Here is an 18,559-nt window from a genome sequence, read left to right as displayed (position 1 = left end):
TGTTACTTTAAATTTATTCATCGTTATTAATCTCACAACGAAAATATATGTACGAATTTAACCTCGTGTTGTTATTACTTCAGCAGATGTGTGTCTATTTGGTGACCGCCTGGCTGCTAAGTAAAACACCTCTGTTTGTTCCCCTGCTGCAAGTCACCGTTCGCTTACCACATAAATTGATGTGTTACGTTATTTTTTCTATTTTTTGCATTATGGGAACGTACTTTGGGCTGAATGTTAATGATTCTATTGCCAATACCCGTGCTATCGGTGCCGTCTTGGGAGGACTGTTCGGTGGTCCCACAGTAGGAGCAATGGTGGGCTTCACTGGAGGGCTGCATCGCTATTCTCTCGGAGGTATGACTGCGTTCAGTTGTATGGTATCCACCATTGTGGAAGGCGTGCTTGGTGGCCTTGTCCATATTTACCTGATGAAACGAGGCCAGATTAATAAGTTGCTGAACCCGTGGACGGCGGCTATTGTCACTTTCTTTGCTGAATGCACCCAGATGGGGATCATCCTTCTTCTTACCAATCCTTTTGGCGACGCACTGAATTTGGTGAAAGATATCGCTGCTCCTATGATTATCGCCAATAGTGTAGGAGCGGCCATGTTTATCCGTATTTTATTGGACAGACGTGCCATTTTCGAAAAATACAACAACGCTTTTTCTGCCCAAGCCTTAAAAATTGCTGTCTGTACAGAGGGAATTTTGCATAAAGGATTCAATGAAGATAATAGTATGCGTGTAGCAAAAGTTATCTATCAGGAATTGGAGATCAGTGCTGTCGCGATTACAGACAGAGAGAAGTTACTGGCGTTTATCGGCACCGGTTCAGATCATCATTTACCCGGTACTCCCATTGCTGCCGAACAGTCTCATCGTGCTATTAAGAATAATGAAGTCGTGTATGCCGATGGCAATAAAACACCTTATTGCTGTTCCCTCAACCCAACCTGCAAACTCGGCTCAGCATTGGTTATCCCTTTACGTGGAGAAAATCAGCAGGTCATTGGTACTATCAAACTTTACGAAGCCAAGAATCGTTTATTCAGTTCCATCAATCGCACATTAGGCGAGGGCATTGCCAGTCTGCTCTCAGCCCAAATTCTTGCCGGACAGTATGAACGGAATAAGCAATCGTTACTGCAATCAGAAATAAAGCTCCTTCACGCGCAAGTAAATCCTCACTTTTTATTTAATGCCTTAAATACGTTACAAGCGGTCATTCGGCGAGATAGTCAGCAGGCAGGCCAGCTTGTACAGTATCTTTCAACATTTTTCCGTAAGAATTTGAAACGGTCCGAAGACATCGCCACACTGGAGAATGAAATAGAACATGTAAATGCTTACTTACAAATTGAGAAAGCGCGCTTCCGTGAACGTCTTCAGATTACCATAGAGATACCCGAAGCGCTGCGCTATGCAAAATTACCCGCATTTTCTCTGCAACCTATGGTAGAAAATGCCATCAAGCATGGTACGTCACAGTTATTAGAAACAGGACAAATTACGATCCGTGCCTATCAGGATATCAATTTGCTGCGAGTAGAAATTGAAGACAATGCAGGACTTTATTGCTCTGAACAAATGGGAGATGGACTTGGGATGAGTCTGGTAGATAAACGTCTGCGTCTTCGCTATGGTGAGCACTACGGCGTGCATGTTGAATGCCAGCCAGAAGCATTTACTCGTATCATTTTATGTTTACCGTTGGAAAAAGGGGCTGACAAAGCGGCGTAAGTATGAATGTATTGATTGTTGATGATGAACCTCTGGCGCGTGAGAACCTACGTTGCCTGCTGGAAGAGAAAAAGGATATTCAAATCATCGGTGAATGTGCCAATGCAGTGGAAGCAATCGGTGCTATCCATCGTCTGAAACCCGATGTCGTTTTCCTTGATATTCAAATGCCCCGTATTACTGGGCTTGAAATGGTAGGTATGCTCGATCCTGAGCATCGCCCTTATATTGTCTTTTTGACCGCTTTTGATGAGTATGCGGTGCAAGCCTTTGAAGAGCACGCTTTCGATTATTTGTTAAAGCCGCTGGAAAAAGAGCGTTTGAATAAAACTTTGCAACGGCTGCGTTCCGGTTATCAAAAACAGAATCTGGCAGATCTGCAACGCGAAGATGAGCAACTGAAATACATTCCCTGTACTGGACATAGCCGCATCTGGTTGATGCCATTGGGTGATGTACTGTATGTCACTTCCCGGCTAAGTGGTGTATATGTCATGAGCGCCAACGGACAGGAAGGCTTTACCGAGTTGACCCTGCGTACTCTGGAAACCCGTACTTCATTGACTCGTTGCCATCGCCAATATCTCGTCAATATGACCCATTTGCGGGAAATTGTTTTTGTCGAAAGCGGACAGGCAGAACTGGTTCTAAGCAATGATAAACGTATTCCTGTGAGCCGTCGTTATCTGAAACCCCTAAAAGAAGAATTGGGGTTAAATTAATCATCGCTTAGGGCATAATCTCCTGATCCTACAGGAAAAATAAACAAAGGAGATGCCCTTGGCGGATTTTTATCTCAAAATTAAGACAAATAGAATGATCCTAAAAAACCTCAATAATCAGAAAGAGGTGGAGATTGAGGGAAATTTCAGTACGTCACGTTTACTTATCGGTAAGTTTTATGATGCAGAATTTCAGTTACACACTCTGCTTCATCGGCATGGCTTTCTGAAAGGAATTAAGCAGATTTTTGAGTGTAAACACCGTGTACTGATTCATCCATTGGAGCATCATATGTCATAAATAATCATATGCTATAAATAGAAAAAGCCCTTTCTTCTTACAGAGAAAGGGCTTTATTCAATCTATCATTGCGATATTTTCAACACAATGAATCCAGCAAGTCAATCAGATATTCGTATGTACTTATACGTTATCTTATACGTTGCCACTGCTTTGACGGCGACGAGATGCACCACCATTGGAATCATCGTTGCTGCGACCGCGGAAAGAACCACGCTCACCACCACCACGACGTTCGCTGTTAAAACGGCGACCACCGTTATTGCCGAAACCCTCACGGTCACGACGTGGGCCATTTCCACCATTACCGCCGTTACCACCATTACCATTGCGACCACCACCACGACGCTCACGACGTTCAAATGGTTGTGCATCACCCAACAGCTGCATGTTCAGTGGTTTGTTCAAAATACGGGTACGGGTAAAGTGAGACAGTAATTCACCTGGCATCCCTTTTGGCAGCTCAATCGTGGAATGAGTCGCAAACAGTTTGATATTGCCGATGTAACGGCTGCTGATATCACCTTCGTTTGCAATTGCGCCCACGATATGGCGAACTTCAACACCATCATCACGACCCACATCAATGCGATACAGTTCCATATCACCCACGTCACGACGTTCACGACGAGGACGATCACCTCTGTCAGCTTTGTCACCTCTGTCATTTCGGTCACCGCGGTCACGCTCACCAAAACTGTTGCCATTACGGCGGTCATCACGATCGTTGAATTCACGACGAGGACGACGCACTGGGTCTGGTGGCAGAATAAGTGTGCGCTCACCCTGTGCCATTTTCAGCAAGGCTGCTGCTAGTGTTTCCATATCCAGTTCATCACCAGTGCCCATCTTAGACAGCAATGCGCGGTATTGATCCAGATCGCTGCTTTCCAATTGCTGCTGAACATTAGCGGCAAATTTCTCCAGACGACGCTGACCCAGAAGTTCTGCGTTCGGCAGTTCAACTTCTGGAATTGTCAGTTTCATGGTGCGTTCAATGTTACGCAGCAAACGACGCTCGCGGTTTTCAACAAACAACAGGGCACGACCTGCCCGGCCTGCACGACCAGTACGACCGATACGGTGTACATAAGATTCTGCATCCATTGGGATATCGTAGTTAACAACCAAACTAATGCGTTCAACATCCAGACCACGAGCAGCTACATCAGTCGCAATCAGAATGTCCAAACGACCATTTTTCAGGCGCTCAAGTGTTTGTTCGCGCAAAGCCTGATTCATGTCACCATTCAGTGCTGCAGAGTTGTAACCGTTGCGCTCCAGAGTTTCTGCCACTTCCAACGTTGCATTTTTGGTACGTACGAAAATAATCGCAGCATCAAAATCTTCTGCTTCAAGGAAACGTACCAGTGCTTCGTTTTTGCGCACGCCGTAAACAGACCAATAGCTCTGGCTGATGTCAGGACGGTTGGTGACATTGCTCTGAATACGAACTTCTTGTGGGTTATTCATGAAGCGACGGGTAATGCGGCGAATCGCTTCAGGCATAGTTGCTGAGAACAGAGCTGTCTGGTGTTCAGCAGGGATCTGGCTCATGATGTTTTCAACATCTTCGATAAAGCCCATACGCAACATTTCGTCGGCTTCATCCAGTACCAGACCTTTCAGATTGGACAGGTCCAATGTTCCACGTTTCAAGTGATCTAACAGACGGCCAGGCGTTCCCACCACAACTTGTGGCCCTTGACGCAATGCACGTAATTGGACGTCGTAACGCTGCCCACCGTAAAGTGCAACAACATTCACATTGCGCATATGCTTGGAGAACTCTGAACACGCTTCAGCAACCTGTACCGCCAGTTCACGGGTTGGTGCTAACACAAGGATCTGTGGAGCTTTAAGTTCAGCATCAATGTTATGCAGTAAAGGCAAGCTGAATGCCGCAGTTTTACCACTACCCGTCTGTGCCATGCCCAGCACATCACAGCCGTTCAGCAGGTGAGGAATACATTGTTGTTGAATAGGAGAAGGCTTTTCATAGCCCAAGCCTTCCAGTGCAGAAAGAATAGGGGCTGATAAACCTAAATCAGCAAAAGAGATTTCAGTCTCAGTGGTCATGTAATGGTGCCTCATTAATTGTGGCGGCCAGTCTACATAACACAGTGAAAAGAATTTCTGTCATTTTCATTTAAAATGTGAACTGGCTCAAATTATGTTATTAAACGAACAAACAAGCCCCCACCTCTAGAGATGTGGACTTTAAAATCTGTCGTGAATATGTTCGTCAGCTATTGTTGGTTCGATTCCGATAAGTCATCTTGTTTTTGGCCTAGTAACGCCAATTCCAACAATGCGTAGCGGTGCTCAACAAAGTGATGGACATTGTTAGCTACCGTCAGCTTGAATAACGCAGCTGCGCTATCCTCATCCCCCAGACTTAGGTAATGCTTACCTAAATAGAAGTCAGTTTCACTGAGATGCTCAGCGAGCGAAGTGTTATCCGTTGAGTTCTGTTGTAATCGCTCCATCAGTGTTTTTTCACTGATTTTGCCCAAATAGAATTCAACGATATTCCAGCCCCATAGCCCTCGGTTCGCTTTGTCAAAATGGTACGACAAATTCGTCATTGCAACCTTAGAATCAATTTTTTCTTCCACAAGGTACAACCACAACGAACGGATGGGATCATTCGGATTGTCTTGATAAAACGCCTGCAGATCATCCTGCGCCAATCGATAACGGCCACCGTAATACAGTGAAATGCCGCGATTCATTCGCGCGTAATTGTAAGTTGGATCAAGCTCTAAAACAGAATCAAACGCTTCATAGGCAGAATCAAAATTGCCTGCCTGCGTAAAATAAATTCCTAGATAATTAAAAATATCAGGAATATCAGGACGGATAGACAAAGCCACTGAAAAATCATTCTGCGCCAGTGCCCTCAGCCCAAGGCTATCATACAGCACACCGCGTTCATATAAAAGCTGTGCATACTCATCTTCCGTGAGAGACCGACTCGCAAGTATTTGTTCTATGCGGGCCAGGATAACCTCTTGTTGCAATGCTGGCTGTAATGGAATAGCAATAACTTCATTTTTACGCCACCCATTGCTGCTACATCCTACAAGAAGAAAAATAGCCGCAACATAATACCAGCGCAGAAAAGAATTCATTTCCCACTCCCGAAGTCAGACATTAATCAGAATGCCCTGTTACTCCACCCACATTGTATGTTTCAGGCTTCCTGCCCAAAATTAACTTTCTCTCATATTTCAAGTTACTGTAAATAACAACCCGAAATATATTGAGATAAACGGCGCCCTTTTTACAGGACACCGCTCTTTACGTCAAATTTATTCTACTGATGATTCTGTTGACTGTGGTGTTTCATCAGTCGTGATCAGGGCTTCTTTCATGCTCAGGCGGATACGACCCTGACGGTCAATTTCCAACACCTTCACAGGAACTTCTTGCCCGATTTGCAAGTAATCAGTGACTTTCTCTACACGTTTGTCCGCGATCTGAGAGATATGTACCAGCCCTTCTTTACCGCCGCCGATGGCAACAAATGCACCAAAATCAACAATACGGGTAACTTTACCACTATAAATACGGCCAACTTCAACTTCAGCCGTGATTTCTTCAATACGACTGATGGCATGACGTGCTTTATCACTGTCAGTCGCCGCAATCTTCACTGTACCATCATCTTCGATTTCAATGGTGGTGCCTGTTTCTTCCGTCAATGCGCGGATCACGGAACCACCTTTACCAATCACATCTTTGATCTTGTCTGGATTGATCTTGATAGTGTGGATACGTGGTGCAAATTCAGAAATATCATTGCGTGGACTCTGAATTGCCTGCTCCATTACATTAAGGATATGCAGACGGGCACCTTTAGCCTGATTCAGAGCAATCTGCATGATTTCACGGGTAATGCCTTCGATTTTGATATCCATTTGCAATGCGCTGACACCATCACGGCTACCTGCAACTTTAAAGTCCATGTCGCCCAGATGATCTTCGTCACCCAGAATGTCAGACAGAACAACAAAGTTATCTCCTTCTTTCACCAGACCCATTGCGATACCTGCAACGGCAGCCTTGATTGGCACGCCAGCATCCATCAGTGCCAATGAAGCACCACAGACAGAAGCCATAGAAGAAGAACCGTTGGATTCAGTGATTTCAGAAACTACACGAACGGTATATGGGAATTCGTTGATGCTTGGCATTACAGCCAATACGCCACGTTTCGCCAGACGACCGTGACCAATTTCACGACGTTTTGGTGAACCGACCATGCCTGTTTCACCTACAGAGTATGGAGGGAAGTTATAATGGAACAGGAAGCGATCTGCACGCTCACCCATCAGTTCATCAATAACTTGAGCATCACGCTCTGTACCCAGTGTTGCAGCAACCAGTGCCTGCGTTTCACCACGGGTGAACAGAGATGAACCATGAGTACGTGGCAGTACGCCTGTGCGAACATCCAGAGCACGAACCATGTCTTTTTCACGGCCATCAATACGAGGCTCGCCACGCAGGACACGACCACGAACAACGTTTTTCTCCAGAACAGACAGAACTTCAAGGATTTCTGCCTCTTCCAGTTCAATGCCTTTTTCCGCAGATTCTGCCAGAATGGCCGCAGAGACTTCTTCTTTGATGATATCAACCTGAGCGTAACGCTCCTGCTTCTCAGTAATGCGATAAGCATCACCCAGACGGCTTTCAGCCAGTTCCGCAACGTGATCGTGCAAAGACTGATTGATAGACTCTGGTGACCAATCCCACTTCTCTTTGCCCGCTTCAGCGACCAATGCATTGATGTTATCAATCACAATCTGTTGTTGCTCGTGACCAAACACAACCGCACCCAACATTTGTTCTTCAGACAGCAGCTCCGCTTCGGATTCTACCATCAGTACCGCACCTTCAGTACCTGCAACAACCAAATCCAGACGGCTGTTTTTCAGCTCATCACTGGTTGGGTTCAGTACGTACTGATCATTGACATAACCAACGCGCGCAGCACCAATTGGGCCATTGAATGGGATACCAGACAATGCCAATACAGCAGAAGCGCCAATCATGGCAACAATATCAGGGTTTACTTGTGGGTTAACAGAAACGACTGTCGCGATGATTTGAACTTCATTCAGGAAACCTTCTGGGAACAGAGGGCGCAGAGGACGGTCAATAAGACGAGCAACTAACGTTTCACCTTCTCCCGGACGACCTTCACGACGGAAGAAACTTCCCGGAATACGACCAGCAGCGTAAGTACGCTCCTGATAGTTAACAGTCAGAGGGAAAAAATTCTGACCTGCTTTGGCTTTCTTTTGACCTACGACGGTTACAAACACCGCAGTGTCATCCATACTTACCATAACGGCTGCTGTCGCCTGACGAGCCATCATGCCGGTTTCGATGGTCACAGTGTGTTGACCATACTGGAATTTACGAACAATCGGATTCAGCAAAATAATGTTCCTTTGTTAGTGTTGTCGTTTTAAAAGAACGACAACAATGGATTTTCTCTTCTTGCTACACCCTCACGACTAATGACAGTGCTCACTCCTTTAAGGACTCTCATTAGCCGCGCGAGTCACTGTAGCGGAAGAGATTTAAATTTTAGAAACGGTAAAAATAGTGTTTAAATCTCTTAATTCCGGTTCCTATCGATTCCGTTTCCTAGAAGAAAAGGGGCCCGATTAGGCCCCTTTCCACTGAAACACATCGATTAGCGACGCAGTCCCAGACGCTCAATCAGAGCAGTATAACGTGCCAAATCTTTACCCTTCAGGTAGGTCAGCAGCTTACGGCGCTGTGCAACCTTTCTCAGCAGACCACGACGGCTGTGGTGATCTTTTTTGTGCTCTGAAAAGTGACCTTGCAATTGGTTGATGTCAGCAGTCAGCAGTGCGATCTGAACTTCGCTGGAACCACTGTCGTTAGCGCCGCGACCAAATTCAGTAATAATCTGTGCTTTTGCAGCAGTACTTAGAGACATAGTATAACTCCAAATGTGTAATTTAAAATGACAAGTGCCGATCTCTAATTCAGCAACTCATATATAGACGCGGTATTCTACGCTGCAAATAAGTGAAGCGCAAGACAGCACAATCATCGTCATTCTGTACCCCTACTCAATTTGCCTGCTTTAAATTCCTTGTCGGTTGCTATCATTATTCGATTTCAGTTTCAACAGCTATTCAGTTTCTTCAACAACTAAACGGCGCGGAGCCACTAAGCCATCATCATCAATCACCGCAATGCCGATGAATTTATTTTCATCTCCTTCGGTGACCCTCACCCATTCATTTGAAGTCAAATTATGTTTGCTTCGAACTGGTTGGCCTTGTTTAAAGTAAGACGCAACCACGGAAGTTAAATGAATGACAGGAAAATGGGCGACGGCGGTATCCATTGGTAGCAACAATGGATCAAGCAATTCCCACGCCTCAATCTCTTGATCTTCAGCCTGTTGTTTTAATTCATGTAATTGTTCCAACGTTACCATTCTTTGATTGGGATAATTGGCAACCTGCAAACGACGCAAGTAAATGACATGAGCGCCACAGCCCAAAAGTTCCCCTAAGTCATCAATGATGGTTCGAATGTAAGTTCCCTTGGAACAGTGTATTTCTAATTCCAGCTCATTCCCTTCCCAGCGAATGAATTGTAATTCATAAACAGTGACAGGACGCGCTTCCCGCTCAACTTCAATCCCCTTACGGGCATATTCGTATAGCGGTTTTCCCTGATGTTTCAATGCAGAGTACATGGAAGGAACCTGCATGGTATCACCACGGAATGTATCCAATGCAGCATCAAGCTGAGATTCGGTGATTTTTACTTCACGTTCACTAATGATTGTCCCATGTGAATCCGAAGTATCCGTACGCTGTCCTAAACGGGCAATCACACGATAGCGTTTGTCAGAATCCAGCAAGAATTGGGAAAATTTGGTGGCTTCACCAAGACAAATCGGCAACATACCTGTTGCCAATGGATCTAGTGCGCCAGTGTGACCCGCTTTACTGGCATTGAAAATCCGCCTTACTTTCTGCAACGCATCATTGGAGGAAATATCCTGTGGCTTATCCAGCAACAGTACACCGTGTATAGCACGGCCTCTACGACGGCGTCCCATCACTTTTCCTCGTTGTGATCCGCAGATACGCGACGCTTCTCATCGTTTTTAACGACATTGCTGACCAAATTCGACATACGCATCCCTTCCACCAAAGAACTGTCATAAGAAAATGTCAGTTCAGGAATGACACGCAGACGCATCGCTTTACCCAGCAGGGAACGAATAAAACCAGAAGCTTCGTTCAATGCCTTGATACCTTCTTCCACCCTATCTGAATCATGGCCTTCCACCAGTACATTCAGAAAGGTTACAAATACTTTGGCATAAGCCAGATCGCGGGAAACCTCAACACCAGAGACCGTCGCCATTCCGATACGGGGATCTTTGACTTCGCGCTGTAAGATGATGGCAATCTCTTTTTGCATTTCCTGTGCAACGCGTTGAGTACGACTGAATTCTCTTGCCATTGTTATATCTCCTGACATTTTGGGGGGCATTAAGCCCCCCAAGAATGGAATAAATCTATTGGATAGATGATGGTATTAATCAATGGAGCGTTTGATTTCAATCACTTCAAAGACTTCAATCATGTCGCCAACGCGAACATCATTGTAGTTCTTCACACCGATACCACATTCCATACCATTACGGACTTCGTTAACATCATCCTTAAAGCGACGCAAGGATTCCAATTCACCTTCGTAAATTACGACGTTATTGCGCAGTACACGGATCGGGTTATTACGCTTGATGGAACCTTCTGTCACCATACAACCAGCAACTGCACCAAATTTCGGTGACTTAAATACGTCACGAACTTCGGCAAGACCCATGATCTGCTGTTTATATTCTGGTGCCAGCATACCGCTCATTGCCTGTTTGATCTCATCAATCAGGTTATAGATAACGGAGTAGTAACGCAGATCCAAGCTTTCGTTTTCGATGATACGACGCGCAGAAGCATCAGCACGAACGTTAAAGCCCAGAATAATTGCGTTAGATGCCGCTGCCAGTGTTGCGTCAGTTTCAGTGATACCACCCACACCAGAACCGATGATTTTCACTTTCACTTCATCTGTGGACAGTTTCAGCAGTGAGTCACAAATTGCTTCACATGTACCCTGAACATCAGTTTTCAGAACGATATTCAGCTCTGATACCTTACCTTCTTCCATGTTGGCGAAGATATTTTCCAGCTTGGACTTATGCTGACGAGCCAATTTCACTTCGCGGAATTTACCCTGACGATACAGGGCCACTTCACGCGCTTTTTTCTCATCACGAACAACAGTCGCTTCATCACCCGCAGATGGAACATTGGACAGACCCAAAATTTCCACTGGGATAGATGGGCCAGCTGAGGTCACTTCACGGCCTAATTCGTTACGCATCGCACGGATACGGCCATATTCGAAGCCACACAGAACGATATCACCTTTGTTCAGAGTACCAGACTGAACCAGAATAGTTGCAACTGGACCACGGCCTTTATCCAAGAAGGATTCAATGACTACACCATTCGCCATGCCAGTACGTACAGATTTCAGTTCAAGAACTTCAGCCTGAAGCAAAATTGATTCCAGCAATTCATCAATACCAAGACCCGCTTTAGCAGACACATTGATGAACTGGGTTTCACCGCCCCAATCTTCTGGAATGATGCCGTATTGTGACAGTTCATTCTTCACACGATCCGGATCAGCTTCTGGCTTATCGATCTTGTTCACAGCAACAACAACCGGTACGTTGGCCGCTTTAGCATGCTGGACAGCTTCTACGGTCTGAGGCATTACGCCATCATCCGCTGCTACAACCAGAACAACGATATCTGTTGCCTTCGCACCACGTGCACGCATGGAAGTAAATGCAGCATGACCCGGAGTATCCAGGAAGGTGATCATGCCTTTTTCAGTTTCCACATGATAAGCACCAATGTGCTGGGTAATGCCGCCAGCCTCTCCGGAAGCCACTTTAGTGGAGCGGATATAGTCCAGCAAAGAGGTTTTACCGTGGTCAACGTGACCCATGATAGTTACAACTGGAGCACGATATTCTGCCAGAGTTTCACCCGTATCACGATCGCTCATCAGCGCTTCTTCCAGCTCGTTTTCACGACGCAGGATAACTTTGTGCCCCATTTCTTCGGCAACCATTTGCGCTGTTTCTTGATCGATAACTTGGTTGATGGTTACCATTGCTCCCATGTTCATCATGGTTTTGATAACCTGAGCACCTTTAACGGCCATTTTGTTAGCTAATTCAGCTACAGTAATTGTTTCACCAATCACGACATCACGGTTAACCGCGGCAACAGGTTTAGTGAAGCTCTGCTGTAAAGAGCTAGGCTTACGTTGTTTACCTTTGGTACGACCCACTGCACGTGCTTCTTCGCGATCTGCTTTCGATTCAGAATGTTTGTTATTCTTCTTCTGGCGGGCTGCTTTGCCGCCACGGGAGCGGGCACGACGATCGCCTTCTACTTTGGCGTCATTTTCATCTTCCGCATCACGAGCATAGCGGGAAGTGGTTACGTGGTAGTCACTATTCTCATTGTTATCAGAGACATTAGACCATTTTTCTTGATTCTCTTCTGCCATTTTACGCGCTTCTTCTGCAACACGCTTAGCTTCTGCTTCCACCTTACGGCTCATTTCTTCTTCAGCTTTACGTTTTAAATTTGCAGCTTCCGCTTCACGACGCGCTTTTTCATTTTGCGCGGCAGATTCAGTCTGAACTGATTTTTGTTTGTTTTCGGTATGTTGCTTAGTCACTTTTTCTTTTTCCGCCGCCTCACGCTGAGACAGTTTAGCCTCTTCACGTTTGGCTTTTTCTTCTGCTTCACGTTGAGCGCTCTCTTCTGCTTCACGTTTCGCCTTTTCTTCAGCTACACGTTTAGCTTGCTCTTCCGCGAGTTGTTTCGCTTCAGCTTCAAGCCGCGCCTTCTCTTCTGCCTCGCGCCGAGCTTGCTCTTCCGCTTCACGCTGCGCCTGTTCTTCCGCTGTAACCTGTTCAATGGCATCGCGGTTTACATATGTGCGTTTTTTGCGGACTTCAATCGCTACCGATTTACTTTTGCCACCGGTGCCAGGAACGTTTAGTGTACTGCGCGTTTTACGCTGTAGTGTCAATTTACCTGGCTGACCGCCAGAACCGCCTTGTTCGCGGTTAAGGTGGGCCAGCAAAGCTTCTTTTTCTTTCTGGGAAACAGAGTCAGTTGCGGTTTTCTGAATGCCAGCATCAGCGAATTGCTGGATTAGACGTTCTTCCGATGTCTGGATCTCTTCTGCCAGTAATTTTACGGTTACCTCTGTCATTCTGTTCCTTCCTGCTACAGTTTATTTATGCATCATCGCCAAACCAACAGATATTACGGGCTGCCATAATGAGTTCTCCTGCTTTCTCATCATTCAGTCCTTCGATATCAGATAAGTCGTCGATACCCTGCTCGGCAAGATCTTCCAGAGTACAGATGCCACGGGCAGCCAGGTCAAACGCCAAAGTACGCTCCATGCCAGGCAGATTCAATAAATCTTCGGCAGGTTGCTGATCACCAAGACTCTCTTTCTGAGCCAGTTCCAGCGTCGTCAAGGCCGCTTTAGCGCGTTCACGAAGAACTTCAACAGTTTCTTCATCAAGACCTTCTACTGCCAGAAGTTCATTGATTGGCACATAGGCCAACTCTTCTAGTGTGGAGAAGCCTTCCTCGACCAATACGGTGGCGAAATCTTCATCAATGTCGAGATGCTTAGTAAATGTATCAATAGAAGCATGTGCTTCTGCCTGATGTTTTGCTTGTAGCTCTTCCGCAGTCATGACATTCAGTTCCCACTTGTCATCACCACAATGCTTTTTCAACAGCTGTGCCGCTAGGCGAACGTTTTGACCATTACGTCCAATCGCCTGAGCAAGATTACTATTTTCTACGGCAACATCCATTGTGCAGTTATCTTCGTCAACCACAATAGATGCAACATCCGCCGGAGCCATTGCATTAATGACAAACTGCGCAGGGTTATCGTCCCACAGCACAATGTCAATTCTTTCACCGCCCAGCTCGCTGGAAACGGCCTGTACCCTTGCACCACGCATACCGACACAAGCGCCAACAGGATCAATACGTTTGTCGTTGGTTTTCACTGCAATCTTTGCTCGGGAACCTGGATCACGGGCAGCAGCTTTGATCTCAATGATCTCTTCGCCAACCTCAGGCACTTCGATGCGGAACAACTCAACCAACATCTCTGGACGAGAACGGGTGATGAAAAGCTGTGCACCACGCGCTTCAGGACGCACATCATACAGGACACCGCGTACGCGGTCACCCGGACGGAAGTTTTCCCGTGGCAACATGTCTTCACGCAAAATAACCGCTTCAGCGTTATTACCTAAATCCAAAGTAATATTTTCGCGGTTCATTTTTTTGACCTGACCGGTCACAATTTCGCCTTGCTGTTCACGGAATTGATCCACAACCATCGCACGCTCAGCTTCACGTACTTTCTGTACGATAACCTGTTTTGCCGTTTGTGTCGTGATACGGTCAAAAGTCACTGATTCAATTTGATCTTCAATATAACCACCCAGTTCAACCTCTGGGTCATCATATTTTGCAGCTTCTAGTGTGATTTCGCGTGTTGGCTGAGTCACTTCGTCTACAGCTAACCAACGACGGAAGGTATCAAAATCACCCGATTTACGATCGATGCAAACGCGAACGTCGATCTCCTGCTCATACTTTTTCTTGGTGGCTGTCGCCAGTGCAATCTCTAATGCTTCGAAGATTTTTTCGCGAGGGAGAGATTTTTCATTAGAAACCGCTTCCACAACAGCCAGAATTTCTTTATTCATCCTAGTTGCCTCATCCGAACTTTAAAAGTGGGGTACCAGGTTCGCTTTCTGGATGTTGCTCAGTGCGAACACTTCGTCTTTTCCATCCACCGTAACCGTAATCATTTCACCATCAACGGCCTTGATGATACCTTGCCATTTGCGACGATTCTGCATTGCCATGCGTAAAACTAAGCTGACTTTTTCACCCATAAGACGCTGGTAATGCTCAGCTTTAAACAGTGGACGCTCAAGCCCTGGTGAAGATATTTCCAGGTTATAAAGTACTGAAATCGGATCTTCAACATCAAGCACTGCACTGACCTGGTGGCTAACATCAGCACAATTATCAACAGTGATACCCTCTTCACTATCGATATAGACCCGCAAAGTTGATACACGTGCGCGAATAAACTCCAGGCCAACTAATTCAAAACCCAAAGCTTCAACTGGTGCTGAAATCATCTCTGTTAATTTTTGCTCTAATGTGGACAAGCCCACCCCCAAGACATAAAAAAAGGGCTATATAGCCCAGTAGTTCTGCTGTCAAATAACAAAAAACCCCGAGACTCGGGGCTTTATGCAACTGGACCCTGTTTACTGCCAGTGGTCTCAACCAGCTTCTTTCTATACCTTTCAAAGCAATCTGCCAAATCAGGATCGATATCTCAATGGCTGTCGAATTATTACTGTTGAAAAGGTACATGTTATTAAGAAGTGGTTGCGGGAGCCGGATTTGAACCGACGACCTTCGGGTTATGAGCCCGACGAGCTACCATGCTGCTCCATCCCGCGTTCGAAAACGTGGCAAATCTTACGCTGATAATACTAAAAACGCAAGTTTCTAGATTAATGGTGCCGAGGACGGGACTTGAACCCGTACGCCCGTTGTTTAGGCACTACCACCTCAAGGTAGCGTGTATACCAATTTCACCACCTCGGCACTGATTCATAGGACTGTTATTTTAATGGTTATTTACTAACAATTAAAAACAACACTGTTAAAACCAACAACCCTATTTCAATTCTATTACTGAAATTTACTGCGGGATATCACTATTATTTGGTTTTACTGGCGGTGCCGGAACTTCTGTATGTTTTTCAACTCTTACAGGTTCGACAAGATTATCCCATTTACTACTGGAACTAGTCTTGTTGCTGGTCATGTTACCCAAAATCAGACTGATAACAATAAATAGCGTAGCCAAAATAGCTGTCATACGAGTCATGAAGTTACTGGAACCCGATGAACCAAACAGTGTGCTAGATGCACCCGCGCCGAAAGAAGCACCCATATCAGCACCTTTACCCTGCTGTAGCAGAACCAGAGCGATCAGCCCGATACCAACCAGCAAGAATATACCTAAAAGAGCTTCATACATATGTTGTACCCGTTTCCTCGTGGGGTTTACCACAATTTCGTAGCGACGTTATAGTGCATCACCCGCCCACAAAATTAAAGAAATTAACTTATTGAGCGGGTGTGAATACTAACCAAAGCGTATCAGACACGCAAGATTAATTTTAAATACTGGCGCCAATCGAAGAAAAAATCAACAAATCAACTGATTTTTTTCACTGCATCTGCGATACGATGCGCCAATGCAGTGACTTGCTTTTCATCTTCACCTTCCACCATTACGCGAATCAATGGCTCTGTACCTGATTTACGCAACAGAACACGACCACAGCCATTCAATTCCGCCTCAACTAATTTTACGGCTTCCAGCACTAATTCTGATTGCAAGGGATCGGTATCACCCGCAAAGCGAACGTTAACCAAAATTTGAGGCAACAGTTTCATACCACTGCATAGGTCATGCAGGCTCATATTATTGCGTACCATAGCACTCAAGACTTGCAATCCAGCAACAATTCCGTCACCTGTTGTAGTTTTATCCAGCAAAATCACGTGGCCTGAGTTTTCTGCGCCAAGACGCCAACCTTTTTCCTGCAATTTTTCCAGCACATAGCGATCGCCGACCTTCGCTCGCGCAAATGGAATGCCAAGCTGTTTTAGTGCCAACTCCAGCCCCATATTGCTCATCAACGTACCCACTGCTCCACCACGTAGCTGGCCTTGTCGCAAGGCTTCACGCGCGATGATATAAAGAATTTGATCACCATCAACTTTTTGACCCAGATGATCAACCATGATGATACGGTCACCATCGCCATCAAATGCCAGACCAACGTGTGCCTGCTCTTCCAGTACTCGCTTTTGCAATAGACGAACATCTGTTGCACCGCATTCTTCATTGATATTGATGCCATTAGGCTCGCAACCAATCATAATAACATCCGCTCCCAGCTCTCTGAGAACATTCGGAGCAATGTGGTAAGTAGCACCGTTAGCGCAATCTAAAACAATTTTCAATCCATTTAAACTTTGCTCACTGGGAAATGTTCCTTTACAAAATTCAATGTAGCGACCCGCCGCATCAACAATCCGATTTGCACGCCCTAACTCAGCAGATTCCACACAAGTCAGGGGTTTTTCCATTTCCGATTCAATCGCTTCTTCAACATCATCAGGTAATTTAGTTCCATCAATAGAGAAAAATTTAATACCGTTATCATAGTAAGGATTATGGGAAGCGGAAATAACAATGCCAGCCTCTGCACGAAAAGTACGTGTCAGATATGCCACAGCAGGTGTTGGCATAGGGCCGGTAAAAGATGCTGATAATCCTGCGGCGGCCAACCCTGCTTCCAGTGCAGATTCCAGCATATAACCTGAGACTCGGGTATCTTTACCAATGATGATTTTGCGAGAACCATGACGCGCCAGCACTTTTCCTGCAGCCCAACCAAGTTTCAAAACAAAGTCAGGGGTAATCGGGGTATTACCCACTTTGCCACGGATACCGTCAGTACCAAAATATTTACGGTTACTCATAAATTTCTTTTTCCTTTGCTGAACTTATTTCTCTGCTCACAGCGAATTTTTGCTGGCATCATGTGCTTTACAGACGTTGTATTTTACAAACGTTATACTTTACAAACTGTGCATTTTACAAAAATCGTATTCTTTTCAGATACCGTATTCCTTGCAAGCCATGTTGGCAGACAGTGTTGCATGAACGATTTGCATTGCCTGAACGGTTTCTTTCACATCATGCACACGGATAATTTGGGCACCTTTTATGGCTGCAATTACAGCACAAGCGACACTTCCTGTCGCACGCTCCTGCGGTGGTACATCAAGCAATTTACCAATCATAGATTTACGTGACATCCCCGCCAGAATAGGCAAGCCCAAATGATGGAATTCTTGCAAGCGAGCCAATAACTGATAATTATGCGATAAGTTCTTACCAAAACCGAAGCCAGGATCAAGAATCAGGTTGTTTTTTGCAATACCCGCCGTAATACAGCGCTCAATTTGCTGTATCAGAAATGTTTTTACTTCCGATAAGGCATCCTCATAATGAGGTTCAGTTTGCATAGTACGGGGTTGTCCCTGCATATGCATTAAGCAGATTGGCAAGCCACTTTGTGCTGCCGCATCAAGTGCTTCTGGTTCCTGCAACGCGCGAATATCATTGATAATATGAGCCCCTGCCTTGGCTGATTCTCGCATGACAGCAGCTTTTGACGTATCCACGGAGATCCAAGTATCAAAGCGCTGTGCCAGGGCTTCAATCACTGGAATAACACGATCCAATTCTTCCTGCTCACTTACCTCATCAGCGCCGGGACGAGTTGACTCTCCTCCCACATCAATAATGGCCGCTCCCTCTTCAATCATCTTAGCGGCATGTCTCAATGCTATGTCAAAGGTATTATGGGTTCCACCATCAGAGAAAGAATCGGGAGTAACGTTCAAAATTCCCATCACTTGTGGGCAGGCAAGATTGAGGACACTGCCTCTGGCTGTTAGTTTCATCGCTAG

General features: G+C 45.6%; 16 protein-coding genes and 2 tRNA genes. 3 read left to right on the top strand and 15 right to left on the bottom strand.

The window, feature by feature from the left end:
* The first annotated feature begins 47 nt into the window (after nt 1–47).
* The 3 genes from PSI23_RS01505 to PSI23_RS01495 are packed head-to-tail and all read left to right on the top strand — an operon-like array spanning nt 48 to nt 2,768.
* The gene (locus tag PSI23_RS01505; RefSeq protein WP_273553398.1) at nt 48–1,745 is read left to right on the top strand and encodes a sensor histidine kinase; all 1,698 of its coding nucleotides are present in this window, start codon (nt 48–50) and stop codon (nt 1,743–1,745) included.
* Between the two features lie 2 nt (nt 1,746–1,747).
* Nucleotides 1,748–2,467: a two-component system response regulator BtsR gene (gene btsR / locus PSI23_RS01500; RefSeq protein WP_273553397.1), complete on the top strand. Its 720-nt coding sequence runs from the start codon at nt 1,748–1,750 to the stop codon at nt 2,465–2,467.
* A 58-nt stretch (nt 2,468–2,525) separates the two neighbouring features.
* The gene (locus PSI23_RS01495; protein WP_273553396.1) at nt 2,526–2,768 is read left to right on the top strand and encodes a hypothetical protein; all 243 of its coding nucleotides are present in this window, start codon (nt 2,526–2,528) and stop codon (nt 2,766–2,768) included.
* A 135-nt stretch (nt 2,769–2,903) separates the two neighbouring features.
* Here PSI23_RS01495 and PSI23_RS01490 read toward each other — a convergent pair whose 3' ends face one another.
* The 15 genes from PSI23_RS01490 to folP form a co-directional block, all read right to left on the bottom strand.
* Nucleotides 2,904–4,847, bottom strand: a complete 1,944-nt coding sequence (locus PSI23_RS01490; RefSeq protein WP_273553395.1) for a DEAD/DEAH family ATP-dependent RNA helicase — start codon at nt 4,845–4,847, stop codon at nt 2,904–2,906.
* Entirely contained in the window at nt 4,837–4,911 is a 75-nt protein-coding gene (locus tag PSI23_RS23570) for a hypothetical protein (protein ID WP_489686875.1), read from the bottom strand. Before PSI23_RS23570 ends, PSI23_RS01490 begins: the two co-directional genes overlap by 11 nt.
* A gap of 106 nt (nt 4,912–5,017) precedes the next feature.
* A complete protein-coding gene (gene nlpI / locus PSI23_RS01485; RefSeq protein WP_273553394.1) occupies nt 5,018–5,902 on the bottom strand; it encodes a lipoprotein NlpI in 885 nt (294 codons plus the stop codon).
* Between the two features lie 180 nt (nt 5,903–6,082).
* Entirely contained in the window at nt 6,083–8,221 is a 2,139-nt protein-coding gene (gene pnp, locus PSI23_RS01480) for a polyribonucleotide nucleotidyltransferase (RefSeq protein WP_273553393.1), read from the bottom strand.
* Between the two features lie 260 nt (nt 8,222–8,481).
* A complete protein-coding gene (rpsO, locus tag PSI23_RS01475) occupies nt 8,482–8,751 on the bottom strand; it encodes a 30S ribosomal protein S15 (protein WP_273553392.1) in 270 nt (89 codons plus the stop codon).
* Nucleotides 8,752–8,949: 198 nt separating this feature from the next.
* Nucleotides 8,950–9,894 carry a tRNA pseudouridine(55) synthase TruB gene (gene truB / locus PSI23_RS01470; protein WP_273553391.1) on the bottom strand — a complete coding sequence of 315 codons (945 nt, stop codon included), beginning with the start codon at nt 9,892–9,894 and terminating at the stop codon, nt 8,950–8,952.
* Nucleotides 9,894–10,304, bottom strand: a complete 411-nt coding sequence (gene rbfA, locus PSI23_RS01465; protein WP_273553390.1) for a 30S ribosome-binding factor RbfA — start codon at nt 10,302–10,304, stop codon at nt 9,894–9,896. The genes truB and rbfA overlap by 1 nt, the downstream gene beginning before the upstream one ends.
* 75 nt (nt 10,305–10,379) lie before the next feature.
* The gene (gene infB, locus PSI23_RS01460) at nt 10,380–13,151 is read right to left on the bottom strand and encodes a translation initiation factor IF-2 (RefSeq protein ID WP_273553389.1); all 2,772 of its coding nucleotides are present in this window, start codon (nt 13,149–13,151) and stop codon (nt 10,380–10,382) included.
* 25 nt (nt 13,152–13,176) lie between these two features.
* Nucleotides 13,177–14,685: a transcription termination factor NusA gene (gene nusA / locus PSI23_RS01455; protein ID WP_273553388.1), complete on the bottom strand. Its 1,509-nt coding sequence runs from the start codon at nt 14,683–14,685 to the stop codon at nt 13,177–13,179.
* A 21-nt stretch (nt 14,686–14,706) separates the two neighbouring features.
* Nucleotides 14,707–15,159 carry a ribosome maturation factor RimP gene (gene rimP, locus PSI23_RS01450; protein ID WP_273553387.1) on the bottom strand — a complete coding sequence of 151 codons (453 nt, stop codon included), beginning with the start codon at nt 15,157–15,159 and terminating at the stop codon, nt 14,707–14,709.
* Nucleotides 15,160–15,382: 223 nt separating this feature from the next.
* Nucleotides 15,383–15,459, bottom strand: a tRNA-Met gene (locus PSI23_RS01445).
* Between the two features lie 58 nt (nt 15,460–15,517).
* A tRNA-Leu gene (locus PSI23_RS01440) sits at nt 15,518–15,607 on the bottom strand.
* 97 nt (nt 15,608–15,704) lie between these two features.
* Nucleotides 15,705–16,046, bottom strand: a complete 342-nt coding sequence (gene secG / locus PSI23_RS01435) for a preprotein translocase subunit SecG (protein WP_273553386.1) — start codon at nt 16,044–16,046, stop codon at nt 15,705–15,707.
* Nucleotides 16,047–16,225: 179 nt separating this feature from the next.
* The gene (gene glmM / locus PSI23_RS01430; protein ID WP_273553385.1) at nt 16,226–17,563 is read right to left on the bottom strand and encodes a phosphoglucosamine mutase; all 1,338 of its coding nucleotides are present in this window, start codon (nt 17,561–17,563) and stop codon (nt 16,226–16,228) included.
* Between the two features lie 135 nt (nt 17,564–17,698).
* Nucleotides 17,699–18,553 carry a dihydropteroate synthase gene (gene folP / locus PSI23_RS01425; RefSeq protein WP_273553384.1) on the bottom strand — a complete coding sequence of 285 codons (855 nt, stop codon included), beginning with the start codon at nt 18,551–18,553 and terminating at the stop codon, nt 17,699–17,701.
* Nucleotides 18,554–18,559: the final 6 nt, after the last annotated feature.

Origin of the sequence: Xenorhabdus yunnanensis, assembly GCF_028598805.1 — a bacterium.
Classification (GTDB): domain Bacteria; phylum Pseudomonadota; class Gammaproteobacteria; order Enterobacterales; family Enterobacteriaceae; genus Xenorhabdus; species Xenorhabdus yunnanensis.
Note: the sequence above shows the minus strand (reverse complement) of the source record. Positions and strands in the feature narration are given on the sequence as shown.

Bases quoted from the DNA above. Each gene is read 5' to 3' on its own strand.
- PSI23_RS01505 (WP_273553398.1), top strand. From the start codon at position 48: ATGTACGAATTTAACCTCGTGTTGTTATTACTTCAGCAGATGTGTGTC.
- btsR (WP_273553397.1), top strand. From the start codon at position 1,748: ATGAATGTATTGATTGTTGATGATGAACCTCTGGCGCGTGAGAACCTA.
- PSI23_RS01490 (WP_273553395.1), bottom strand. From the start codon at position 4,847: ATGACCACTGAGACTGAAATCTCTTTTGCTGATTTAGGTTTATCAGCC.
- nlpI (WP_273553394.1), bottom strand. From the start codon at position 5,902: ATGAATTCTTTTCTGCGCTGGTATTATGTTGCGGCTATTTTTCTTCTT.
- rpsO (WP_273553392.1), bottom strand. From the start codon at position 8,751: ATGTCTCTAAGTACTGCTGCAAAAGCACAGATTATTACTGAATTTGGT.
- truB (WP_273553391.1), bottom strand. From the start codon at position 9,894: ATGGGACGCCGTCGTAGAGGCCGTGCTATACACGGTGTACTGTTGCTG.
- rbfA (WP_273553390.1), bottom strand. From the start codon at position 10,304: ATGGCAAGAGAATTCAGTCGTACTCAACGCGTTGCACAGGAAATGCAA.
- infB (WP_273553389.1), bottom strand. From the start codon at position 13,151: ATGACAGAGGTAACCGTAAAATTACTGGCAGAAGAGATCCAGACATCG.
- nusA (WP_273553388.1), bottom strand. From the start codon at position 14,685: ATGAATAAAGAAATTCTGGCTGTTGTGGAAGCGGTTTCTAATGAAAAA.
- secG (WP_273553386.1), bottom strand. From the start codon at position 16,046: ATGTATGAAGCTCTTTTAGGTATATTCTTGCTGGTTGGTATCGGGCTG.
- glmM (WP_273553385.1), bottom strand. From the start codon at position 17,563: ATGAGTAACCGTAAATATTTTGGTACTGACGGTATCCGTGGCAAAGTG.
- folP (WP_273553384.1), bottom strand. From the start codon at position 18,553: ATGAAACTAACAGCCAGAGGCAGTGTCCTCAATCTTGCCTGCCCACAA.